The following is a 24,091-nucleotide window of genomic DNA, read 5'->3' as shown; positions in this document are numbered from 1 at the left end:
TTGATTGGACACCCTCGTGAGCTCTCGTTTTTGGCCACCCACGTCTCACCCCACCCCGGGCAGACGTCTTCGCGGCATCACCGCGGTCGGCCTCACTGCCGTACTCGTTTCTGCGGCATCGCTGGTCGCCGCCGGCGGCGCCGTCGCCGTTCCCCTGCAATCCGCACTCGGGGCGAAAGTGGGCGCCGGGCTTTCCCAGCCCATCACCGACCTCACCGCCGGTCGCTACATTGTTACTCTGGCCGACGACGCGGTGGCCACGTATGACGGTGGCGTCGATGGGTTCTCGGCAACGAAGCCGGACACCGGAAAGAAGTTGAACACGCAAAGTCGCGCGTCACAGTCGTATGCGCAATACCTCGGGGGTAAGCAGAAGGATGCCGCGGCATCCGTTGACGCCGATATCGCGTACTCCTACACGCTGGCCCTCAACGGTTTTGCGGCTGATCTGAGTGCGGAGCAGGCGGTGAAGCTGTCGGCCGAGAAAAACGTGGTGTCGATGACTCGTGACGAGCTACGTCAGATCACGGCCACCTCCTCCACTGATTTTCTGGGGTTGAGCGGCGACAACGGCGTCTGGAACAGCATCGGCGGTGCCGACCAGGCCGGACAGGGTGTTGTGGTGGGTATCCTCGACACTGGTATTGCACCGGAAAACCCCTCGTTCGCCGGTTCCGCCCTCGGAACCACAGCAGGCACCGACCCCTACCTTGACGGCAGCACCATTCGCTTCGACAAGGCCGATGGCGGCGTCTTCACAGGCTCCTGTATCACCGGCATTCAGTTCACCGCCACAGACTGCAACACCAAGGTTGTGAGCGCGCGCTATTTCGTGGACGGTTTCGGTGCCTCCCGCATCGGCAGCACCTCCGTGGGCGAATATCTCTCTCCCCGTGACGGCGATGGTCACGGTTCGCACACCGCGAGCACGGCGGCCGGTAACTACAACGTTCCCGTTGCGATCAACGGACTCGACTACGGAGTCATCTCCGGAGTGGCACCGGCGGCCAAAGTTGCCGCCTACAAGGTGTGCTGGTCCGGCCCCGATGCCGTGGGCTCGGGTGACGACGGATGTGCGACCTCCGACATGATCGCCGCCATCGATCAGTCGGTAGCCGACGGCGTTGACGTGCTGAACTTCTCGATCGGTGGCGGCGCAGCCACCACCACGGTCTCACCCACCGACGTGGCGTTCCTCGGAGCGGCCTCGGCCGGTATCTTCGTGGCCGCCTCGGCGGGTAACTCCGGCCCCGGTTCCTCCACACTCGACAACGCATCACCGTGGATCACTACTGTTGCCGCGAGCACCATCCCCGGTTACGAGGCCACGGCCACGTTCGGTGATGGACAGGCTTACGCCGGAGCATCCATCAGCGTCGACCGCACCGTGGGGGCAACGCCGGTGAGCGGACCCCTCGTGCGCGCCGACCTCGTGGCGGCTGCCGGCCAGCCGGCCGCCGATGCGCTCCTGTGTGCACCGAACTCGCTCGATCCCGCCAAGGTGGCGGGCACGATCGTGTTCTGCCAGCGTGGGGTGTACGACCGTGTCGCCAAGTCGGCCGAGGTTCTGCGCGCCGGTGGTATCGGCATGCTCCTCGTGAACCGCACGTCAAGTTCCATTGACTCCGACGCACACTCCGTTCCCACCGTGCACCTCGATGGACCGTACTGGGATGCCAGCTACGCCTATGCGGCCACCGCCGGTGCCACGGTCACGTTCACGCCGGATAACTCCACCAGCTACACCCCGCCCACCCCGGTGGTTGCCGGATTCTCCTCACGGGGACCGGTTCTCGCCGACGGCAGTGACATTCTGAAGCCCGACATCAGCGCACCCGGCGTTGCCATTCTCGCCGACGGTGCGAACCCGGCTGGGGGAGCGCCCACCTGGCAGTTCCTCTCGGGAACCTCCATGTCCTCGCCGCACATTGCCGGCCTTGCCGCTCTGTACCTAGGGGAACGCCCTCTCGCCTCTCCGGCCGAGATCAAGTCCGCCATGATGACGAGTGCCTACAACACGGTCGATTCCGCGGGTAACCCCGTGACCGACCCGTTCACGCAGGGTGCAGGACACGTGGATCCCACGAAGTTCTTCGACCCGGGGCTGCTCTACCTCAGCGGAACTGCCGATTGGTACGGTTTCATTCAGGGCATCGGCTATGACGTGGGTGTGCCCGCGATTGATCCGAGCAACCTCAACCTCCCCTCGATTGCCATCGGTGCCCTCACCGCACCGGAGACCATCACCCGCACGGTCACGTCCACGCGCGGTGGCGAGTTCACGGCTCAGCCCGTGTCACTCCCCGGTATGGACGCGGTTGTCTCACCCTCGACGCTGTCCTTCGGCGCAGCCGGAGAGACGCAGAGCTACACGGTGACCTTCAGCCGAACGGATGCCCCGCTCGACCAGTTCTCCACCGGCTCGCTTGATTGGGTCACGGGTTCGGGAACCGACCGCGTTGTGGTTCACACCCCGATCGCCGTTCAGCCCATCACACTGAGTGCTCCGGCCACCGCCGAGGGCACCGGAATCGACGGGTCCACCGACGTGACGATCACGCCCGGGTCCACCGGCGATCTCGCGTTGAACCTCAGCGGACTCGCTGCCGGCCTTCGTCAGCCGAATGTGACCGACCCCACGAGTGCCAACACGGGCTCGGGAGCGGCGGGCGACGAGTTCAGCTACGAAGTTCAGGTACCGGAAGGCACCCAGCTGGCTCGGTTTGACCTCGATGCGATCGACAACACGAGCGACCTAGATCTCGTGGTCTACCGCCTCGATGGCCCCGGCGGCGTGCCGGTGGCTGGCTGGCAGTCGGCAACCGGTGCGGCCGATGAGCGAGTGGATCTGGCTAACCCCAGCGCCGGCTCTTATCAGGTGCTCGCCATCGTTTATTCCGGAACCACTGCGTTTGACGTCACCACGTTCTCGGTGCTCGCCGGTGCCGGAGACGGTGGCTTCGCGGCTGCGCCCCCGGTTGTTCCTGGTGAGCAGGGCGTTCCGGTGAGCTACACGCTTTCCTGGGCCGGCCTGACGCCTGACACGAGCTACCTCGGCCTCGTGGGCTACGGCGACACGGCGGTCACCACCGCCCTGTCGGTGAAGTCCGGTGCGGCCCCGGTGGCGAACAGTCCTGTGAACACGGTGTTGCCCTCCATTACGGGTAACCCCACTGCGGGTTCCACGCTGAGCGCCGAGCACGGTGACTGGACCCCGGACGGCCTGACGTACACCTACCAGTGGCAGGCCGACGGAGCCGACATTCGCAAGGCCACCTCGGCCGAGTACAAGGTTGGCAAGAAGGACGTAGGCAAGACGCTCACCGTGGTGGTGACGGCAGCTGCGACGGGACTCGACTCTGCTTCGGCCACCTCGGCCGGAGTTGTTGTGAAGGGCACGTCATCGACGAAACTCTCACTTGAGAAGTCCAGCATCCGCTCCTCGCAGAGCGTGGGATTGTCCGTTGAAGTGACGACCGACGGTGCCGCTGCTGACATGGTGACGGTGACAGTGGGTACCACCACGTACCCGGTGACGCTTGATCAGAAGGGCAAGGGGCAGCTCACGCTGTCCGGCCTGAAGCCGGGTAGCTATGAGATCTCGGCGGCGTATGCCGGCACCGATCTTGTGGCCGGGTCAACGAGTAAGACGGCGTCCCTGCGGGTAACCCGCTAGGCCCCGCTCTCTGCGCCCCGCGCCCCAATCTCGCGGGGTCTCGCTCGGTTGTCGAGCCTGCCGAGACACGACCAGCGGGATGGGGCCGTACCCGAGTTCAGGTCACGACCACCCCTTCCGCTGGTCGAGCAGTGCCCGCTAGGGCGCGTGTCGAGACCTCGTGAGACGACCTGCGGAGCTCACCTCGGTGGATTGTCTCGCGGGGTCTCGACAGGCTCGACCAGCGGAGGGGGGCACGACCAGCGGAATGGGGGCGTACCCGAGATCAAGTCACGACCACCCCCCAATCTCGCTGGTCGAGCAGTGCCCGCTAGGGCGCGTGTCGAGACCTCGTGAGACGACCTGTGGAGCTCACCTCGGTGGATTGTCTCGCGGGGTCTCGACAGGCTCGACCAGCGGAAGGGGGCTGGACCAGCGGGATGGGGGCGTACCCGAGATCAGGTCCGACCACCCCCTTCCGCTGGTCGAGCAGTGCCCGCTAGGGCGCGTGTCGAGACCCGGTGAGACGACCTGTGGAGCTCACCTCGGTGGATTGTCTCGCGGGGTCTCGACAGGCACGACCAGCGGAGAGGGGCACGACCAGCGGAGAGGGGCTCGACCAGCGGAGGGGGGCTCGACCAGCGGAGGGAGAGGCCCGAGGAGCGGGCGGGGGCGTTTGCGGACGTCACCGGTATTACGCTTGAAGGATGCGACCGGGCCGTTTGACACGTGGCGCCCAGGATGCTGGTGCGCTGCCTCGCCCTCGACTCTCCCGCGATGTGATTGTGCTCGGCGTCATCGCCTTCTTCGTGATGGTGGGCTTCGGTGTTGTCGTCCCCGTGCTCCCCGTCTACGTGCGCAGCTTCGGCGTGAACTACGTGGCTGTGGGTGCCGTCGTCTCCGCGTTCGCGCTGATGCGTCTCGTCACGAGCCCGTTCTGCGGTCGGCTTATCGACTGGGCGGGTGAACGCACCATCCTTTCCGTGGGCATCGGCATCGTGGCCGTGTCGAGCGGCCTCGTGGGTATCGCCGACAGCTATCCCCAACTCCTCCTGCTTCGCGGCCTGGGCGGTGTCGGATCCGCTCTCTTCTCCGTCTCGGCCATGACGCTGCTGCTCGGCTCCACCCCCGCGCCTATCCGCGCGCGAGCCATCGGCTTCTACCAGGGTGGTTTTCTCATCGGCGGCATGGCGGGACCCGCCATCGGTGGCCTCCTCTCCACCATCTCCCTCACGGCGCCGTTCTTCTTCTACGCCGGCACCCTCGGCGTGGCCGGTGTCATCGGTATCGTGCTGCTTCGCTCCACGACACCCAACGCAGCGGATGCCGCAGCCGAGACCGCCCAGCGCACCCCGTTTCGCGTCGTGCTGCGTGACACCCGGTTTCGGGCCGCCTGCCTCGCGAACTTTGCGCAGGGCTGGACCTCGCTGGGTATTCGCGGAGCTCTCGTGCCCGTCCTCGTCGTCGAGGTGTTGCGCGGACCCACGAGCTGGACCGGCATTGCGTTTGCCTGCGCGGCCGTGGCCCAGACGCTCACTCTCGCCCCGGCCGCCCGCTTCATCGACACGGTCGGGCGTCGGCCAGCGATCATCGGGGCGTTCGCGCTCGCCGCGGTAACCATCATGGCCGTGCCGTTCGCGCCGAACATCTGGGTGCTCGGCGCCCTACTGTGCCTCTACGGTGTGGCTGCGGCGTTCATGGGAACTGCCCCGGCGGCCGCTCTCGGCGATGCGGCGGGCGCCAAGGGTGGGCGACCCGTGGCCGTGTTCTCCATGTTCTCCGACGCCGGCGCTATTGCGGGTCCACTCGTGGCCGGACTGCTCGTGGACTTGGTGTCGCTCCCGGTCGCGTTCCTGGTGGGTGCCCTGTTCCTGCTGGCGACATCCGCTTACGCGTTCCGGATGCCGCGCACCAGCATCACCGCGTAGGTCGCGCGATACGCGGCTCGCGGCATCCGCTGGCTGGGGCGATCTAGTCGGCGAGTTCCTTGCGACCCGAAATGACGCCACTGATGGTGGCGAGAATGGCGAAGACCACCGTGATGATGGGCTGGCCAAGGTCCCACCAGGTGATCGCGGCCGCGCCGAAGACGCAAATCTCGATAAAGGCCTTACCGAACGGGTCAAGCTTGAAGACGGCCTTGGGGGAGCGGAAGAGCGCCCACAGCAAGATGGCGAAGGCGGGTGCGCCGATGCCGATCAGGACGCCCGGCCACGGGAGGGGCCAGGCGACAAAACCCCAGATTCCGAGGGTGACGAAGGCGAAGAGTTCGAGTACGAGGCGGAGAATATCGTTGGGGCCAGCCGTGGGCTGGGCGGGAGAATCTGACACTCCTCAAGTGTACCGGCGGCCCCTGTGCGCGGTGCCGCCGCCGTTACCGGAAGATGATGGTTCGAGCGCCGTCGAGCAGCACGCGATTCTCGGCAAACCACTTCACCGCCTGGGTGAGGGTGCGGCTCTCCTCGTCCTGGCCGATCGCCACGAGTTCGGCAGGGGTGCGCGAATGGTCCACGCGCACCACGTTCTGTTCAATGATCGGACCCTCATCGAGGTCGCCGGTCACGAAGTGAGCGGTGGCTCCGATCAGCTTCACGCCGCGTGCGTGCGCCTGACGGTAGGGATTCGCCCCCTTGAAGCCGGGCAGGAACGAGTGGTGAATGTTGATCATGCGCCCGGCCAACCGCTCACAGAGCTCGGGGGAGAGAATCTGCATGTAGCGGGCGAGCACGACCAGCTCGATGTCGAGTTCGTCGACCGCCTCGATCACCCGGGCCTCAAAGGCGGCTTTGCTGGCGGCATCCGTAATGGGTCGGGACTCGAACGGCACACCGTAAAAACCCACGAGGTCCCGCAGCGTGCCGTGATTGCTGAGCACGAGGGGGATCTCCACCGGAACCTGGCCACCACGCTGTCGAAAGAGCAGGTCATTCACGCAGTGCGCGGCCGACGACGCCAGCACGAGCGTGCGCAGCGGGCGACCGACCACATCAATAACGGATGCCATGGCGTAGCGTGCAATCACCGGTGCCAGTGCCGCATCAAAATCTGCGCGTTCGGCGTTCGACTCCACCTGCAGGCGCATGAAGAAGCGGCCGGTGTCATCGCTCGTGAACTGCTGGCTCTCCACAATGTTGCCGTGGGCCTCCACGATGGCCCCGCTGACCGCGTGCACAATGCCGGGCTGGTCGGCGCAGACGAGGGTGATCACCCAGTGGTTGGCGGGGGCGCGGTGCGGAGCGTGCTCCGGCACGAGTGAAGAGGTCATTCGACCAGATTACCGGCGCGACTGGCCATGCACCGACGCGTCGGCTAGCCTTACGGTGGTCGCGTTCACACTCGCGGCCCCGGGCGCGCACGTCGGCGCGCAGCCGTTCTGCTCTGTCATGCTCATCTCTTCACCGCGGTTTCCCCGCCCATGACCGGTAGTTCCGCCGCTTGTCGATTGCAGACTCATGTCACTTACCGCGCCCATTCCCATCCAACGTGCCGAAGATCCGCCCACCGGCGTGATTCCCCTGAGCCAACCGTTCCCCTGGGTCGGGCTCATCGTTCTCGGCGCCGCAGTGTTCCTGTCGATCACCTCGGAGATGATGCCCGTGGGGCTGCTTCCCGGGATGAGCGCCTCACTCGGAGTCGAACAGTCGCAGATCGGCCTGCTCGTGAGCTGGTTTGCCTTCACGGTGGTGCTCACCAGCACGAGCCTGGCGCACCTCACCCGCCGCATCTCTCGGCACACCCTCGTTGTGGCCGTTCTCGTGATCTTTGCCATCAGCAACGTGCTCACCGCAATCGCGCCAACCTACGAATTTGTGATTGCTTCTCGTGTGCTGGGCGGGATGGCGCACGGAATCTTCTGGTCCGTGGTGGGGGCCTATGCCGGGCACCTTGTTCCCAAGGAGCAGATCGGTCGAGCCGTCTCCATCACGGTTGCGGGCGGAACGCTGGCGTTCATCTTTGGTGTTCCGGTGGCCACCATGGCGGGCCTGCTTATCGGCTGGCGTCCCACGTTCCTCCTTTTGGCGGCTCTCATGCTCGTGGGCGCGGTTTTGGTGTGGCGCTTCGTGCCGCGGGTGACGCACCACGCCGGCCGCCACCCGCGCGTTCCGAAGGGAGCCGCGGCATCCTCTGCCGTGAAGAAGGGTCGCGATCCCACGACGGCCGCCGTCGCCCTCATCTGTGCCATCACCGCCCTCACCATGGTGGGGCACTACACGTTCTATACCTATGTCACACCGTTCCTCATCGGGGGGCTCGGCGTGACCGTAGCCGATGTCCCCGCTCTGCTCTTCGCGTTCGGCATCGCGGGGGCTGTGGGTCTGCTGCTCGTGGGAACCGTCTTCGGCCCCCGTCCGCAGCTGGGCCTTCTGGTGGGACTGACCACGAGTGCCGTCTCGGTGACGGTGCTCGCCGTTACGCTGCTACCCGGCAGCGTCGTGACTCTGCCGGTTGCCATCGGCGCGTTCATGCTGTGGGGCCTCGCGTTCGGCACGTTGCCTCCGCTGCTTCAGACGCGGATGCTGCACACCGCGTCCGCGCGCATCCGCGACACCGCGAGTGCTTTTTACACCACCGCGTTCAATGCCGGAATCGGTGGCGGAGCTCTCCTTGGCGCGCTGCTGCTGGAGACCGTGGGCATGAACTCCATCCCGTGGATTTACCTGGGCCTGCTCGCGCTGGCTCTTCTCCTCGTGATCGTCACCGACCGCCTGTCCCGCCGCCGCGCCTGACCCTGCTGGCGCGCTCGGTGTGGCGGCTCTTTCCTTCGCATGAAAGTCGCATAATTCACCGGTAATGTCGGCTACTCAGCCACCCAAGGAGAGACACATTATGAAGTGCCCCACCGACTCAGCAACCCTCGTCATGAGCGAACGCGGCGGCGTTGAAATTGACTACTGCCCGGAATGCCGCGGCATTTGGCTTGATCGCGGAGAGCTCGACAAGATCATCACTCGGGCCGAGGCAGAATTCTCTGCCTCGACGCCCGCCGCACCGGCCGCACCCGTTGTCACGAACACGCCGCCGCAGCAGTATCAGGACCCGCGCTCACGTGCACCGCAGTATGGCAACCGCGACGACGATCGCAATCGCGGCTACGGCGATCGTGACGACGACCGTCGCTACGACGGCCGCGGCAAGAAGCGGGAAAGCTGGCTCGGAGCCCTCTTCGACTGAGTCCGCAGCGCGCGGGCATCCTGACCGACACCGGTCGCATCTCGAGAGCGGATGCCGCCGCGGCGCCCCGTTTCGGTGGCCGCTACGCCCGTTACCGTAGCGGTCACCGCTTCGAGGCGCGCCGAGGCGATTTCGGAACGCGCGAGCCTCCGGGTGGCGGCGTCCGCAGGCATCTGCTCCGGCCGCTGCCAACCGGAGGGTACACCCCTACGGACTGTTAGACTGAGACCCTCAGCCCCCGCATGATGAGACTGGAGGCCGCGTGGCGACTTTCCTGCTCGCATTCAGTGTTCTGTCAGTGCTGACTCCCTGGCTCACTCGCCGTCTCGGTACCCGAGTGTTCTACCTGATCGCGCTGCTGCCGGCCGGTGCCTTCGCGTACACGCTCACGCAGACGGCCACGGTCACCGCCGGTGGCGCCGTCACCCAAAACATCCCCTGGATTCCCGCCCTCGGCATCAGCCTCTCCTTTCGCGTGGACACTCTGGCGTGGCTCCTCGCCCTGGTCGTCACGGGCATCGGTGCCCTCGTGCTCATCTACTGCGCGCGGTACTTCACCCCGGAGGAGCCGGGCCTCGGCCGCTTCGCCGCCCTGCTCCTTGCGTTCGCGGGCACCATGTATGGGCTCGTCACGGCCGACGACCTCATTGTGATGTTCATGTTCTGGGAGATCACGAGTGTGCTCTCCTACCTGCTGATCGGCCACTACACGAGCAAGCGCGAGAGTCGTGGTGCAGCGCTGCAGGCGCTCCTTGTGACCACATTCGGCGGGCTCGTGATGCTCGTGGGTGTCATCATGATCTCGGTGGGTGCCGGAACCACCTCGCTCGCGGTCATCGTTGCCGACCCGGTCACCGGGCCGCTCGGCACCTGGGGTGTGCTCCTGATTCTGGTGGGGGCGCTGTCCAAGTCCGCCCTGGTGCCCTTCCACTTCTGGCTCCCCGCGGCCATGGCGGCGCCCACCCCGGTGAGCGCGTACCTGCACGCTGCCGCCATGGTGAAGGCCGGAATCTACATTGTCGCCCGACTCGCTCCCGGCTACGCCGACAGCGAGGGCTGGCTGCCCGTGCTCGTGACTCTGGGCGTGTGGACCATGCTCGTGGGTGCCTGGCGCTCGCTGCGCCAGTACGACCTCAAGCTGCTGCTCGCCTACGGCACGGTGAGTCAGCTCGGATTTCTGATGATCGCGGTGGGCTTCAACACCCGCGACACGGCGCTCGCCGGTGCCGCACTGCTGCTGGCCCACGCGCTCTACAAGGCGACGCTGTTTCTTGTGGTCGGTGTCATCGACCATCGGGCCGGCACCCGAGACTGGCGCGGGCTCTCCGGCGTGGGCCGGCAGAGTCCCGCGCTCGCCGTGATTGCGCTCATTGCGGTGGCGTCCATGGCCGGTATCCCCCCGCTCTTCGGCTTCGTGGCGAAGGAAGCGGTGTTCACCTCGCTCATCGACGCGGGGGCGAGCGGCAACCCCTGGGGCTGGATCGCCCTGGTGGGAACGGCAATCGGGTCCGTGCTCACGGTGGCCTACAGCATCCGCTTCTTCTGGGGTGCGTTCGCCACCCGCCCGGCCGTGCCCACCACCACGCTGAAGGCGAGCCCGTGGGACACGCTGCTGGCGCCGGCGGTTCTCACCGTGGGCACCGTGGCGTTCGGACTCTTCGCCTCGGCGCTCGATCCGCTGCTCGCACCGTATGCCGACACCGTTCCGGGCGATGGCACAGCGAGAGACCCGTACTACCTCGCTCTGTGGCACGGGTTCGAGCCCGCTCTGTTCCTCAGCGCTTTCGTGATCATCCTGGGAGCGCTGCTCTTTCGCTGGCGCCGGCGGGTGGCCAAGCTGCAGGCCACCGTGCCGCCATGGATCGACGCCGGTCTCGGTTACGGACTTACCGTGCGTGCCGTCGACCGCATCGCAGCCCGCCTCACCCACTTCGGGCAGCGTGGCGGCCTGCCGCAATACCTCGGCACCATTCTCACCGTTTTCGTGCTGGCCCTCGGTTTCGCCGCCGCCATCAACCGCAGTTGGCCCGAAAACATTGTGCTCTGGGACTACCCGGGGCAGGTTTTCATCGCGCTCATCATGGGGATTGCCGCCGTGATGGCTGCACGCGTGGGGCAGCGGATAACGGCGGTGCTGTTGGCGGGTGTCACCGGCTTTGGTCTCGTGACCCTGTTCGCCTTCCACGGCGCCCCGGACCTTGCGCTCACCCAGGCCCTGGTGGAAACGATCACGCTCGTGGTCTTCGTGCTCGTGCTGCGCCGACTTCCCACCACGATCGGTCAGCACAATCGATCGAAAAACCGCAAACGCCGCGCCCTCATCGGTGGCCTCGTGGGTATCGTCATGGGCACCATCGGGGTGATCGCCCTCGGCGCACGTCAGGACCCGAGCATCGCCACCGAGTTGCCGCGCCTTGCCGTTGTGGAAGGCCACGGCAAGAACATCGTGAACGTGATGCTCGTGGACATCCGCGCCTGGGACACCATGGGCGAACTTGCCGTGCTCATTGTGGTTGCCACCGGTGTGGCGAGCCTGCTCTTCGTCTCCGGGCGGAACGCCGTCGTGCCTCGCGTCAAGGATTCCCGCCAGCTGCGCCTTGGCCGCAATCGTCGCCGCGTCATCGCGGACCCGGCGGTCTCCAGCGAGGGCCACGCTGTCACCCGTCAAGCCTTCCTGCTCGCCGGGCGCAAGATTCCCGCGCAGCACCGCTCCATCCTCATTGAGGTTCTCGTGCGGCTGCTCTTCCATCCCGCGATCATCGTCTCCCTTTACCTGCTCTTCGCCGGCCACAACGAGCCCGGCGGCGGATTCGCCGGGGGCCTCATTGCGGGCCTCGCGCTCGTGATGCGCTACCTCGCGGGTGGGCGCTACGAACTGGGTGAAGCCGCCCCGATCGACCCGGGCAAGATCCTGGGTCTGGGCATCATCCTCGCCGTGGGTATGAGCATCGTCTCGCTCTTCTTCGGTGGCATTCCGCTTGAATCGGCCTACGTCACCGCCGAGGTGCCGGTGCTGGGCTCCCTGTCGTTTGGAACATCCACACTCTTCGACATTGGGGTGTACCTCGTGGTGATTGGGCTCGTCTACGACATTCTGCGCAGTCTCGGCAGCGAGATCGACCGGCAAAGCGAGGCCGATGAGCGTGGGTCGCAGCCAGAGTCAGCCATTGCCGGCTCGATTCTCGTTGACACGTTGTTGCCAGCGGATGCCGCCCCCGCGTCCACCGAGGGAGGCCGACCGTGAGCGCGTCCCTCACCCTCGTGGTGCTGATGGCCGTGATGTACGCCTGCGGCGTGTACGTGATGCTCGAGCGCAGCCTCACCCGGGTGCTGATCGGATTTCTGCTGGTGGGTAACGCCACCAACCTGCTCATTTTCATCATGAGTGGCCGGCCGGGCAGCTCGCCGATTGTCACCGGAACGAGCGCCGACGAGTCGATGGTCGACCCGGTTCCGCAGGTGCTCATGCTCACGGCCATCGTCATCAACTTTGGGATCACCGCCTTGCTCCTCGCCCTCATCTACCGATCGTGGTGGCTGGCTCGTCTCGGCGACGAGGGTGACAATGTGGGCGACGAGCACGGCGACGGAACCGCTGATGAGCGCGAGGCGGCTCTTCTGTCGGCTTCCGAGGACGAGGATGCCGTGCAGGACTCGCTCGACGAACTCGAACGCGGTACCGATGACTCCGGCGCGCGCGTCTCCTCCGCCGAGGCATCCGATTCCCAGGGGGACGTCCGATGAACGTGCTCGTACCGCTGATCGTCACGTTGCCGCTGCTCGGGGCTGCTCTTGCTCTTGTTCTTGGCAAGCGGCGCCGCCCGCAGATTCTGGTGAGCGTCGTCTCGCTCACCGCGGTCGCCGTGATCAGCGCCGTTCTCCTTGTGCAGGTCGACAGCGTCGGCCCGGCCGTGGTGCATGTGGGCGACTGGCAGGCACCCTGGGGCATCGTTCTGGTGGTCGACCGGCTGAGCGCCATCATGCTGATCGTCTCGGCCCTCATGCTGCTCGGCGTGCTGCTCTTCGCCGTGGGGCAGGGACTGCTCGACGGAAACGCGGAGGCTCCCGTTTCCATCTTCCACCCCACCTACCTCGTGTTGTCGGCCGGCCTCTTCAACGCGTTTATTGCCGGCGACCTGTTCAACATGTATGTGGGATTCGAGATGTTGCTCTCGGCAAGTTACGTCTTGCTGACCCTCGGGGGCACGGGAGCGCGCATCCGCGTGGGTATCACCTACATTGTGGTGAGCCTCATGTCGTCGCTGCTGTTCCTGAGCGCGATCGCTCTGATTTACGGTGCCACCGGCACGGTGACACTCGCGCTCGTCGCCGAGAGGCTGCCCAACCTGCCGGGGGATGTGCAGCTCATCCTGGGTCTGCTGCTGTTACTGGCATTCAGCGTGAAGGCAGCCGTTTTTCCGCTCTCGTTCTGGCTTCCCGACTCGTACCCCACGGCCCCGGCTCCCGTCACGGCGGTCTTCGCCGGGCTGCTCACCAAGGTGGGTGTCTACGCCATTCTGCGCACCCAGACGCTGCTCTTTCCTGATCACCAATTCTCAGTACCCCTCATGGTGGTGGCTGGGCTCACCATGCTGGTGGGAATTCTGGGCGCGCTCGCCCAGGCCGACATCAAGCGTCTACTCTCGTTCACGCTGGTGAGCCATATTGGGTACATGCTCTTCGGTATTGCGATCGGCACGCCGCTGGCCATCGCCGCGACCATCTTCTACGTGGTGCATCACATCACCGTGCAGACCACGCTGTTTCTCTGTGCCGGCCTGATTGAGCGGGTCGGTGGCACCACCTCGCTTTCTCGGCTCGGCGGGCTGTTGAAGGCCTCACCGTTCGTGGCCATCCTGTTTTTCCTGGGTGCGCTGAACCTGGGGGGAATCCCGCCCTTCTCCGGGTTCCTCGGCAAGGTGGCACTATTCCAGGCTGGCGCCCGTGAGGGTGATCCGCTCATCTGGGTGCTCATCGCCGCCGGTGCGGCCACGTCGCTACTCACCCTCTACGCCCTTACGCGAACCTGGAACATGGCTTTTTGGCGACCCAAGAAAGACGTGCGCAACTACGATTCGGCCACCCTGGCAGCCCTTCAGGAAGACCCGGAAGACGAGGGGATCGTGCTCAAAAAAACCGTGTCACCCCTCATGGTCGGCACGACCACGACCATGCTTCTGCTCACCCTCAGCCTCACCGTCTTCGCCGGACCGATCTTCGACCTGAGTATTCGCGCGGCCGCGAACATCACCGACCCGTCCACCTACATTGACGCCGTCTTTCCGAACGGCACACCATGACAACCGGTAAAGAGCGCCTGGTCAGCGTCGCCAACCAGCTGCCGCCCATCGGCGGGCTGGCCGTGCTGTGGATGCTGCTGTGGGGATCCGCCTCGTGGCTCAACTTCGTCACCGGCATCGGCTTCGCCATTCTGGTGAGCGTTGCGTTCTATCTCGTTCCGGTGCAGCTGAGCGACCGGGCCAATGTCTGGTTCATCCTGTCGTTCTTCGTGCGGTTGATCGTGGACATTGTGCGGGCATCCGTGAGCGTGGCCGCGCTGGCGCTCTCGCCACGACTCGTCACGAGTAACGCCATTGTGGCCGTGCACCTGCGCACCCGGAGCGACCTCATCCTCACCTGGACTGCGGTGGCCACCTCGATTGTGCCGGGGTCAATCGTGGTGGAGATTGACCGGGAGCACTCCACCCTCTACCTCCACGTGCTCAACATCCGCAGCGCCGGTGACCTGGAACGGTTCCGGCGGAGCGTGCTCGACACCGAACGGCGCATCATTCGCGCGGTGGGGTCGCGGCAAGACGTGGAGCGGTTGCGCGGTATTGTGCCGCCCACAGCGGATGCCTCCACCACACCGAAAGGACCCGCCTCATGATGGCAATTGTGGCGATCATCGCCGGAATATTGTTTGCGCTCAGCGGTCTGTTCTCGGTGTATCGCATCGTGCGCGGCCCGTCGGTTCTTGACCGCGTGATCGCCTCCGACGTGCTCGTGGCTACGGTTATCTGTGCGCTCGGAGCCGAGATGGCACTCAATAGACACACCGACAACCTGCCGGTTCTCCTCGTGCTGGCACTCTTTGCTGTCCTCGGCTCCCTCAGCGTGGCCCGGTTTCTCCCAGCGAGGGACAGCGCATGAGCGACACGCTGCACGACGTTCTCACGGCTGTTCTGGTGCTCGCCGGCGCGCTGATGTGCTTCGCGGCCGGGGTTGGACTCCTGCGCTTCCCCGACGTGTTCAGTCGCATTCACGCAGCGACGAAGCCGCAGATCTTTGGTCTCATGGCGATCACAGCCGATGTCGCCGTCAACAACTTCACGGTGGGTACGGTCACGCTGATCGTGGCCATTGTTGCCTTCCAGGCGTTGACGGCGCCCATGGCTGCCCACCTCGTGGCCCGAGCGGCCTATGGCACCGCGCACCTTCATCCCGATCTGCTTATTGTGGACGAGCTGGCCTACCGGGGTACCCGGGACACCCCCGAGCGAAGCGCCGGGCCCCACACGCCACCAGTCTGAGTGACACCCATCCGATTCCCGCCCGGTGCTGATATGCTCACCTTGTCGCAACTGGCGTAGCACGAAGATGGGTCACCATCGGGGAGCGACTGACACGGTTAGTGGCCGCACGCCTGGGCCACCCATCCACTGATTAAGGAGAACTCCGTGCCTGATTCCGCTTCTTCCGCCGTGATGACGTCCACTTTCAACGCACCGCTTGAGGTCGTTGACCCGGAGATTGCTGCCGTACTCGAGCAGGAGCTCGGCCGCCAGCGCGACTACCTTGAGATGATCGCGAGCGAGAACTTCGTTCCCCGGTCCATTCTGCAGTCGCAGGGATCTGTTCTCACCAACAAGTACGCCGAGGGTTACCCGGGACGCCGCTACTACGGCGGCTGCGAGTACGTCGACGTTGCGGAGCAGCTGGCGATCGATCGTGCCAAGAGCCTCTTCGGAGCTGCCTACGCCAACGTTCAGCCGCACTCCGGTGCCACCGCGAACGCCGCCGTACTTTCGGCCATCGTCACGCCGGGCGACACCATCCTCGGACTCGAACTCGCGCATGGTGGACACCTCACTCACGGCATGAAGCTCAACTTCTCGGGCAAGCTGTACAACCCGGTTGCCTACGGCGTTGACAAGGACACGTTCCTCATTGACATGGACTCGGTGCGCGACGCCGCCATCGTACACAAGCCCAAGGTGATCATCGCCGGCTGGTCTGCGTACCCCCGCCACCTTGACTTTGCCGCCTTCCGCGCCATCGCCGACGAGGTCGGCGCACTGCTCTGGGTCGACATGGCGCACTTCGCTGGTCTCGTTGCCGCTGGCGTGCACCCCTCACCCATTCCGTTCGCCGACGTGGTGTCGACGACCGTCCACAAGACCCTTGCCGGTCCGCGTTCGGGCCTCATCCTGTCGCGCGACATGGCGCTGGCGAAGAAGCTCAACTCCAACGTGTTCCCCGGCCAACAGGGCGGACCGCTCATGCACGTGATCGCCGGAAAGGCCACCGCGTTCAAGCTGGCCGCCGAGCCCGAGTTCAAGGAGCGCCAGGAGCGCACCTTGCGTGGAGCCAGCATCCTCGCGGCTCGCCTGATGGCCGATGACACCCGCGCCGACGGCATCGACGTGCTCACCGGTGGCACCGATGTGCACCTCGTACTGGCCGACCTGCGCAAGTCGGAGATCAACGGCCAGCAGGCCGAAGACGCGCTGCACGAGGTGGGCATCACCGTGAACCGTAACTCGGTTCCGTTCGACCCACGTCCGCCCATGGTTACCAGCGGACTGCGCATCGGCACTCCCGCTCTGGCCACCCGTGGCTTTGACGACGTGGAGTTCACCGAGGTTGCCGACATCATTGCCGAGGCACTCAAGCCCGGCGCCGACACCGCCAGCCTGCGTGCACGCGTTCGCGTACTCACGGAGGCGTTCCCGCTGTACTCCGGCCTGCAGCAGTAAGACCGCTGTAGAGAACGACGGAGATTTTGGTGTACCTGGTCTGACGGCATCCGTTTGCCACGGTGAAGCCAAGATCTTCGTCGTGTCCGTAGCGACACAAAATGCACGTGAACAGAGGAACCAAGATGGTCGCCATCACTCTTGACGGGGTTAAAACCGCGTCGCAGATTAAGTCCGAGCTTGTGGAACGCATCGCCGTGCTGCGCTCACACGGCGTTGTTCCGGGGCTCGCCACCCTGCTGGTGGGCAACGACCCCGGCTCGGAGACGTACGTGGCGGGCAAGCATCGCGACTGTGCCGAGGTGGGCATCGAGTCGTTGCGCATCGACCTGCCCGGTTCGGCGACATCAGCGGATGTGCGCGCGGCGATCAAGGACCTCAACGCGAGCCGCGAGGTCACCGGGTACATCATTCAGTTGCCGCTGCCCGTGGGGCACAACGAGAACGCCATGCTCGAACTGATCGACCCTGCCAAGGATGCCGACGGGCTGCATCCCACTAACCTCGGACGTCTCGTGCTCGGCATCGAGGGCACGCTGCGGTCCCCACTTCCGTGCACCCCGGCCGGAATCGTGGAGCTCCTGCGTCGCTATGACGTGCCGATCGTGGGTAAGAAGGTTGTTGTCGTGGGACGCGGTCTCACAGTGGGGCGGCCGCTCGGCCTGCTCTTCACCCGCAAGGGACTTGACGCCACCGTGACGCTCACGCACTCCCGCACCGTTGACCTGGCCGGCGAGGTTCGCCGCGCAGACATCGTGGTGGCCGCCGTGGGCGTGCCGCACCTGATTCAGGCCGACTGGATCAAGCCCGGCGCAGCCGTGCTCGATGTGGGAATCACCCGCGTGCAGGACGAGGTCACCGGCAAGGGGCGTCTCACCGGAGACGTGCACCCCGACGTGGCGAACGTGGCCGGGCACCTGTCGCCGAACCCGCGCGGTGTGGGTCCGATGACGCGTGCCATGCTCCTCAGCAACGTGGTCAAGGCCGCCGAGGAGTCCCTGCTCCCGTAGCCCCCGGGCGCCCGTCCCGCTGGTCGCTCCCGCCCGCTGGTCGCGCCCCTCACTCGCTGGTCGTGCCCCTTCCCGCTGGTCGCGCCCCTCACTCGCTGGTCGTGCCCCTTCCCGCTGGTCGAGCCTGTCGAGACCCCGCGAGCCGATCTGTCGTCGCCCCATCCCGCTGGTCGAGCCTGTCGAGACCTCGTGGGTCGATCTCGGGTCCGCCCCCCTCGCTGGTCGTGTCTCTGCAGGCTCGACAACCGAGCGAGACCCCATGGGCGATCTCGGGTGGCTCCCATAGGTTGTCTCGCGGGGTCTCGACACGCGCCCTGGCGGGCACTGCTCGACCAGCGGAAGGGGGATGGTCGTGCCCTAACCTCGGGTGCGTCCCATCTCGCTGGTCGAGCCTGTCGAGACCTCGTGAGGTGATCTCGGGTGCGGGCCCATCTTGTTGGTCGTGTCTCGGCAGGCTCGACAATCGAGCGAGACCCCGTGAGGCGATCTCTGGGTCGCGTCCATGGGTTGTCTCGCGGGGTCTCGACACGCGCCCTGGCGGGCACTGCTCGACCAGCGAAATTGGGGGAGGTCGTGTTCCAATCTCGGCTCGCGCCCATCCCGCTGGTCGAGCCTGTCGAGACCCCGTGAGGCGATCTCGGGTGCGGGCCCATCTTGTTGGTCGTGTCTCGGCAGGCTCGACAATCGAGCGAGACCCCGTGAGGCGATCTCTGGGTCGCGTCCATGGGTTGTCTCGCGGGGTCTCGACACGCGCCCTGGCGGGCACTGCTCGACCAGCGAAAGGGGAGGTCGTGTTCCAATCTCGGGTGCGCCCCCATCCCGCTGGTCGAGCCTGTCGAGACCTCGTGAGTCGATTTCGGGTGCGCGCCCCGTCCCGCTGGTCGAGCCTGTCGAGACCCCGTGAGGCGATCTCGGGTGCGGGCCCATCTTGTTGGTTGTGTCTCGGCAGGCTCGACAATCGAGCGAGACCCCATGGGTGATCTCGGGTCGCTCCCATAGGTCGACTCGCGGGGTCTCGACACGCGCCCTGGCGGGCACTGCTCGACCAGCGGAAGGGGGTGGTCATGCCTCAACCTCGGGTGCGCCCCCATCCCGCTGGTCGAGCCTGTCGAGACCCCGTGAGGCGATCTCGGGTGCGGGCCCCGTCCCGTTGGTTGTGTCTCGGCAAGCTCGACAATCGAGCGAGACCCATGGGTGATCTCGGGTCGCTCCCATAGGTCGACTCGCGGGGTCTCGACACGCGCCCTGGCGGGCACTGCTCGACCAGAGGAAGGGGCTGGCGGGCACGGCTCGACCAGCGGAAGGGGCTGGCGGGCACTGCTCGACCAGCGGAAGGGGAGGGGGGATCGCAGCGCCGCGCGGCGCGCGAGGGCGGGCTAGAGGGCGAGGGCTGCGCGGTGCAGAGCTACGTGTTCCAGGTAGTTTTCGGCGTTGTGGAGTAGGCCGGCAATCTCCTCGTCGCTGAGAGCACGACGAACCTTCGCCGGAACACCGGCCACCAGTGACCCTGGCGGAATGATCGCGCCTTCCAGCACCACCGCGCCCCCGGCAACCAGAGAGCCTGCACCGATAACGGCGCCGTTCAGGACCGTGGCCGACATACCCACCAGAACACCATCTTCCAGGGTGCAACCGTGCAGCACGGCGCCGTGCCCGACCGACACGTTGCGACCGACGGTCAGCGGAAAGCCGGTGTCCACGTGACAGGACACGTTGTCCTGCAGGTTTGACCCCACGCCGATGGTGATGGGCTCCAACTCAGCGCGCAACACCGCGTTGTACCAAACGCTCGCGTTGTCTTCGAGGGTGACATTGCCCACGAGCACGGCTCCGGGCGCTACGAAGGCGGTGTCGGCCACCCGGGGTGCGGGCGCGTGAGGAAGGGTGATGAAGCGTGCGGCGGGATCGGCAGTCATAGGCGCCAGCCTATCGGTGCGTTCTCCCGGCGCAACGGGTGATTCGGGCCGGAGCAGCCTCCGGGACGCCCGCGCTCTCAGGTATCGCTGTCGCGCTCTGCCCATGCGCGCCCACGTTCTCCAGCGCCGGTGTCGCGCCACGGCGGGCCCACGGTGTTAGGCGGCGGTGTCGCGCCTCGCCCCGTCGGAGGCGCGAACGACGAACATGTCGGGAGCGACATATCCAGCACTGGCGAAGGCCTCGGAGACGGCGGACCGCACCGCGGGGATCAGCTCGCGGGGCGTGAGGGCGATGGCCGCCCCGCCAAAGCCGCCCCCGGTCATCCGCGCCCCAATCGCTCCGGCTTCGCGGGAGGTGACCACGGCGAGGTCGAGCTGCGGCACGGAGATCTCAAAGTCGTCCCGCATCGACACGTGAGAGGTGTCGAGTAGCGCACCGATAGCGGTGGGCCCGAGGTCGCGCAGCGTGCGCACGGTGTCAAGCACGCGCTGGTTCTCGGTGACGATGTGCCGCACGCGGCGGAAGGTCTCGTCGTCGAGAAGGGTGGCGGCCCGCGGCAGATCTGCTTCCGACAGATCGCGCAGTGAGCCCACACCGAGCGCGGCGGCGCCCGCCTCGCAGGAGGCCCGGCGGTCGGCGTACCCGCCGGTGGCATGGTCGTGGCTCACATTCGTGTCGATGATGAGCAGGTCCAGTCCGGCAGCGTCAAAGCCCAGTGGAATGATCTCGGCGTCGAGGGTGCGGCAATCGAGGAACACGGCGGCATCCGCTTCACCGAGCAACGACGCGGACTGGTCCATGATGCCCGTGGGAGCGCCGACGGCACGGTTCTCGGCGAGCTGACCCACCCGGGCCAGCGTGGGGCGGTCGAGATCAAGGCCCCACACCTCGTTGAGCGCCACGGCGACAGCGCTTTCAATGGCGGCCGAGGAGGAGAGTCCCGCGCCGATCGGAACGTCGGAATCGATGAAGACCTCAAAACCCGGCACGTGGGTGAGGTCGGCACCGAATTCGCCGAGCGCCCACGCCACACCGAGCGGGTAGGCCGACCAGCCGTGCAGGTTCTCGGGCACAAGGTGATCAAGCGAGAGCTCAACGGCGTCCTCGGCAAACGAGCTGGCCACGCGAATGAGCCGGTCGCTGCGGAGGCGCAGTGCCACAACGGTGCGCCGATCAATGGCGAACGGAAACACGAAGCCGTCGTTGTAGTCGGTGTGTTCGCCAATGAGGTTCACCCGGCCGGGAGCGGACCAGAGACCATCCGGTGCGTGCGCGAATCGACTCTTAAAGCCGGCGGCCGTGGCCTGCTGCAGATCGGTCATGTCAGGCCTCCAGAGCGTCGGCGCGGTCAATGGCGGCGCGGATGGTCTGGGCGGCGTTCTCGGGGGTGACGTCGCCGATCCACGCACCCATGGCGGCTTCGGAGCCAGCCAGATACTTGAGCTTGTCCGCGGCGCGGCGCGGGCTGGTCACCTGCAGCATGAGGCGAATCTCGTCTCGGTGGGTGCTAATCGGGGCCTGATGCCAGGCCGCGATATAGGGCGTGGGGGTGTCGTAAATGGCATCGATCCCGCGCAGCAGTCGGCGGTACAACACCGCAAGTTCGTCTCGCTCCGCCAGCGTGGTGGCGGCGAAATCGGGGAGCTGGCGATTCGGGAGCATGTGCACCTCGATGGGCCAGCGCGCCGCGAACGGAACGAAGGCGGTCCAGTGTTCGCCCTGCAAAATAACGCGGTCCGAGGCCTGTTCGCTGGCCAAAATGTCGGCGAACAGCGTGGGTCCGTAGCGTTCGAGGGAGTCGATCACGCGCAGCGTGCGGGGCGTGACATAGGGGTAACTATAAATCTGACCGTGCGGATGCCGCAGGGTGACGCCAATGGCCTCCCCGCGGTTTTCAAACGGGAAGACCTGCTCAATGCCGGGCATGCTCGAAAGTGCATACGTTCGTTCTGCCCAGGCTTCGATCACCGTGCGCGCCCGTGTGACCGACAGGCTCGCGAACGACCCCTCATTTTCAGGGCTGAAACACACCACCTCACACCGGCCGACGGACGTGCGGCTGCGACCCAGCCCGATGGAGGCGAGGTCGTCAAGGCCAGCGGGAGCGTCGGCATCCGTCAGAAGAGGGCCGAACGAGGGCGACTTGTTCTCGAACACCGCCACGTCATAGTTGCTCGGAATTTCGGAGGGGTTCTCGGGGGTCGCGGGGGCGAGCGGGTCGAGGTGGGCCGGCGGAAGGAACACGCGGTTCTGTCGGTTCGAGGCAATGGAGACCCACTCTCCGGTGAGCGGGTCCTGGCGCATGCGCGCGGTCTGCGGGCGAGATTCCGGGGCGCGCGTGTCGATCGATCGCTCGGGCGACAGGGTGGTGTCGGGATCATCGAAGTAGATCAGGTCGCGGCCGTCGGCGAGGGAATGCGGGTGACGGGCGATGGTCTCGTCGGCAACGAACGGTGTTGCGGGTATGGGGTTTGTCATGGCCCTGCCACGTTATCAAATTTGCTCAAACGAAACCAGTGGTTTCGTATTGAAAAGCAATGACAAGTGAGTGAAGATAGGTGCATGACCACTCGCGAGCCCATTCCCGCCCACCGGCGCCGCGAGCAGATTGTCACGATGCTCGCGGAGCGCGGCTTCGTGCGGGTGAGTGAACTGCGGGCAGCTTTTGCTGTGTCCGGGGTGACGGCACGAGCCGACCTCGACGCGCTCGTGGTCACGGGGTTGGCGCGGCGGGTGCACGGCGGCGCGGTGCCAGCGCACGCGGCGGGCGCCGGAGCGGTGGGACGGCCCGAGCGTGAGTTTTCTTTTGAGGAGGCGCTTGCGGCATCCGTGGTGCCCAAGCACGAGATTGGTCGACTGGCCGCGGCGCTCGTGCAGAACGGCCAGAGCGTGATTCTCGACGTGGGCACGACCACCCTTGCCATCGCGAAAGCACTGCGGGAGCGCGTCGACCTGCGCGACGTCGTGGTCATCACCAACGGACTCAGCATCGCCTTGGAGCTGGAGCCGGCCATTCCCCGGTTCACGGTGATCGTCACGGGCGGGTCGCTGCGGCCGCTGCAACACTCGCTCGTGGAGCCGCTCGCCGGAACAGTGCTCAGCCAAATGCACGCGGATCTTGCCTTCATCGGCTGTAACGGGGTGGATGTGCAGCGCGGCGTGACGAACATTAACCTGCCCGAGGCTGGCGTGAAGGCCCTCATGCTCGCCGCAGCCGAGCGCTCCATCGTTGTGGCTGACGGATCTAAGCTCGGCCAGGTACATCTGGGCCTTGTGGGAGAGCTCGGCGCCTTCGATACCCTCATCACCGACGCTGCCGCAGACCCGGCCGCGCTCCACGAGCTTCGGGAGACCGGCCTCACGGTGCTGCAGCCGGAATAGGCTAGGAGTATGCGAGCAGCAACAGGAACCCAATTCGAACTCATGGCCGACGGCCCCGGCGGGCGGGCGCGGGCCACCATCACCGAGGTTGCCGCCGGCATCCGTTCGTATGCCCTCAACGGCATAGATCTGGTGGAACACTTTCCGGCGGATGTGCAGCCGCCGATGGGCGCGGGAATTGTGCTCATGCCCTGGCCCAATCGCATCAGGGACGGCGTCTGGACGCAAAATGGTGTGCGTCACCAGCTCGCCCTCACAGAGCCCGCCCGGTCCAACGCGATCCACGGCCTGCTGCGTTTCGCTCCGTATCGTCTGGTGTCGCGCACGAGTTCGTCGGTCACGCTCGGGGCCCCGGTTTTTGCGCAGTCCGGTTACCCCTTCCAGCTGCAGACCGAGGTCACCTATGCCCTCGTCGATGACGGGCTTGACGTGACGCACACGGTGCAGAACACCGGTGCAGCGGATGCCCCGGTGGCGGTCGGTGCGCACCCCTACCTCAAGATCGGTGACGTTCCTACCGAAGACCTCGTGCTGCGCGTCTCTGCCGAGACTCATCTGGACGTGGATGATCGCCTGAATCCCGTGGGGGAGTCGCCCGTGCACGCTACGCCGTTCGACCTGCGGACGGGCGTTCGAGTCGGTGACCTGGATCTCGATGACGGCTTCGGTGCCGTGCCCAGTCCGGATGGTCGCGGTGAGCACTCGCTTACGGCCCCCGACGGCCGCGCGCTCACCCTCTGGGGCGACGAGAGCATGCGCTACGTGCAGGTGTTCACCCCGCGAATCTTCCCCACCCGCAGCGGCAGCCACACCGACGGCAGCGACGCCCCCGTTCCGGGTCAGGCCGTGGCCATCGAACCGATGACCGCACCCGCCGATGCCTTCAACTCCGGTGCGGGCCTGCGCTGGCTCGTGCCGGGGGAAACGTTCACCGTGCGCTGGGGCATCCGTCACTCGGGTTTCACGGCCTGAGTCGG

At 66.0% G+C, this 24,091-nt stretch carries 19 protein-coding genes and 1 riboswitch; of the genes, 14 read left to right on the top strand and 5 right to left on the bottom strand.

Annotated elements, in window-relative coordinates; all coding sequences use genetic code 11:
• Positions 1 to 16: 16 nt before the first annotated feature.
• Together H4V99_RS13295 and H4V99_RS13290 are read left to right on the top strand one after the other, a co-directional pair.
• A complete protein-coding gene (locus H4V99_RS13295; protein ID WP_280679060.1) occupies positions 17 to 3,676 on the top strand; it encodes a S8 family serine peptidase in 3,660 nt (1,219 codons plus the stop codon).
• A gap of 701 nt (positions 3,677 to 4,377) precedes the next feature.
• Entirely contained in the window at positions 4,378 to 5,583 is a 1,206-nt protein-coding gene (locus H4V99_RS13290; RefSeq protein WP_280679058.1) for an MFS transporter, read from the top strand.
• Between the two features lie 43 nt (positions 5,584 to 5,626).
• On the opposite strand, the gene H4V99_RS13285 is transcribed toward H4V99_RS13290, so the two are convergent.
• On the bottom strand, positions 5,627 to 5,986 hold the full coding sequence (locus H4V99_RS13285; protein ID WP_280679056.1) for a YrdB family protein: 360 nt from the start codon (positions 5,984 to 5,986) through the stop codon (positions 5,627 to 5,629).
• Positions 5,987 to 6,029: 43 nt separating this feature from the next.
• A complete protein-coding gene (gene purU / locus H4V99_RS13280) occupies positions 6,030 to 6,920 on the bottom strand; it encodes a formyltetrahydrofolate deformylase (protein WP_280679054.1) in 891 nt (296 codons plus the stop codon).
• A gap of 187 nt (positions 6,921 to 7,107) precedes the next feature.
• Here purU and H4V99_RS13275 point away from each other — a divergent pair, with 187 nt between their 5' ends.
• The 10 genes from H4V99_RS13275 (at position 7,108) to H4V99_RS13230 (ending at position 17,816) form a co-directional block, all read left to right on the top strand.
• The gene (locus tag H4V99_RS13275) at positions 7,108 to 8,382 is read left to right on the top strand and encodes an MFS transporter (RefSeq protein ID WP_280679052.1); all 1,275 of its coding nucleotides are present in this window, start codon (positions 7,108 to 7,110) and stop codon (positions 8,380 to 8,382) included.
• A gap of 100 nt (positions 8,383 to 8,482) precedes the next feature.
• Entirely contained in the window at positions 8,483 to 8,827 is a 345-nt protein-coding gene (locus H4V99_RS13270) for a zf-TFIIB domain-containing protein (protein ID WP_280679050.1), read from the top strand.
• A gap of 262 nt (positions 8,828 to 9,089) precedes the next feature.
• Positions 9,090 to 12,071 carry a Na+/H+ antiporter subunit A gene (locus tag H4V99_RS13265; protein ID WP_280679048.1) on the top strand — a complete coding sequence of 994 codons (2,982 nt, stop codon included), beginning with the start codon at positions 9,090 to 9,092 and terminating at the stop codon, positions 12,069 to 12,071.
• A complete protein-coding gene (locus H4V99_RS13260) occupies positions 12,068 to 12,571 on the top strand; it encodes an NADH-quinone oxidoreductase subunit K (protein ID WP_280679046.1) in 504 nt (167 codons plus the stop codon). Before H4V99_RS13265 ends, H4V99_RS13260 begins: the two co-directional genes overlap by 4 nt.
• Positions 12,568 to 14,127: a Na+/H+ antiporter subunit D gene (locus tag H4V99_RS13255; protein WP_280679044.1), complete on the top strand. Its 1,560-nt coding sequence runs from the start codon at positions 12,568 to 12,570 to the stop codon at positions 14,125 to 14,127. Before H4V99_RS13260 ends, H4V99_RS13255 begins: the two co-directional genes overlap by 4 nt.
• Positions 14,124 to 14,717 carry a Na+/H+ antiporter subunit E gene (locus tag H4V99_RS13250; RefSeq protein WP_280679042.1) on the top strand — a complete coding sequence of 198 codons (594 nt, stop codon included), beginning with the start codon at positions 14,124 to 14,126 and terminating at the stop codon, positions 14,715 to 14,717. The genes H4V99_RS13255 and H4V99_RS13250 overlap by 4 nt, the downstream gene beginning before the upstream one ends.
• Positions 14,714 to 14,980: a monovalent cation/H+ antiporter complex subunit F gene (locus tag H4V99_RS13245; protein ID WP_280679040.1), complete on the top strand. Its 267-nt coding sequence runs from the start codon at positions 14,714 to 14,716 to the stop codon at positions 14,978 to 14,980. Before H4V99_RS13250 ends, H4V99_RS13245 begins: the two co-directional genes overlap by 4 nt.
• Complete coding sequence (gene mnhG, locus H4V99_RS13240; protein ID WP_280679038.1) at positions 14,977 to 15,360, top strand: monovalent cation/H(+) antiporter subunit G; 384 nt, start codon at positions 14,977 to 14,979, stop codon at positions 15,358 to 15,360. Before H4V99_RS13245 ends, mnhG begins: the two co-directional genes overlap by 4 nt.
• Before the next feature lie 37 nt (positions 15,361 to 15,397).
• Positions 15,398 to 15,486, top strand: a riboswitch (ZMP/ZTP riboswitch).
• 48 nt (positions 15,487 to 15,534) lie between these two features.
• The gene (gene glyA, locus H4V99_RS13235; RefSeq protein WP_280680125.1) at positions 15,535 to 16,806 is read left to right on the top strand and encodes a serine hydroxymethyltransferase; all 1,272 of its coding nucleotides are present in this window, start codon (positions 15,535 to 15,537) and stop codon (positions 16,804 to 16,806) included.
• Positions 16,807 to 16,931: 125 nt separating this feature from the next.
• The gene (locus tag H4V99_RS13230) at positions 16,932 to 17,816 is read left to right on the top strand and encodes a bifunctional methylenetetrahydrofolate dehydrogenase/methenyltetrahydrofolate cyclohydrolase (protein ID WP_280680123.1); all 885 of its coding nucleotides are present in this window, start codon (positions 16,932 to 16,934) and stop codon (positions 17,814 to 17,816) included.
• A gap of 1,376 nt (positions 17,817 to 19,192) precedes the next feature.
• Here the strand turns inward: H4V99_RS13230 and H4V99_RS13225 are convergent.
• The 3 genes from H4V99_RS13225 to galT all read right to left on the bottom strand — a co-directional run bounded on the left by H4V99_RS13225 (position 19,193) and on the right by galT (position 22,211).
• Entirely contained in the window at positions 19,193 to 19,732 is a 540-nt protein-coding gene (locus H4V99_RS13225) for a gamma carbonic anhydrase family protein (protein WP_280679036.1), read from the bottom strand.
• 156 nt (positions 19,733 to 19,888) lie between these two features.
• Entirely contained in the window at positions 19,889 to 21,055 is a 1,167-nt protein-coding gene (gene galK, locus H4V99_RS13220; protein WP_280679033.1) for a galactokinase, read from the bottom strand.
• Position 21,056: 1 nt separating this feature from the next.
• Positions 21,057 to 22,211: a galactose-1-phosphate uridylyltransferase gene (galT, locus tag H4V99_RS13215; RefSeq protein ID WP_280679031.1), complete on the bottom strand. Its 1,155-nt coding sequence runs from the start codon at positions 22,209 to 22,211 to the stop codon at positions 21,057 to 21,059.
• Between the two features lie 84 nt (positions 22,212 to 22,295).
• On the opposite strand from galT, the gene H4V99_RS13210 reads away from it, so the two are divergent.
• Positions 22,296 to 23,114, top strand: a complete 819-nt coding sequence (locus H4V99_RS13210; protein WP_280679029.1) for a DeoR/GlpR family DNA-binding transcription regulator — start codon at positions 22,296 to 22,298, stop codon at positions 23,112 to 23,114.
• 9 nt (positions 23,115 to 23,123) lie between these two features.
• Positions 23,124 to 24,086, top strand: coding sequence for an aldose 1-epimerase family protein (locus H4V99_RS13205; protein WP_280679027.1), 963 nt, complete (start codon positions 23,124 to 23,126; stop codon positions 24,084 to 24,086).
• The last annotated feature ends 5 nt before the right edge of the window (positions 24,087 to 24,091 follow it).

This window comes from Cryobacterium sp. CG_9.6 (assembly GCF_029893365.1).
Taxonomy (GTDB): Bacteria; Actinomycetota; Actinomycetes; order Actinomycetales; family Microbacteriaceae; genus Cryobacterium.
This window is presented reverse-complemented; position numbering and strand designations above follow the sequence as displayed.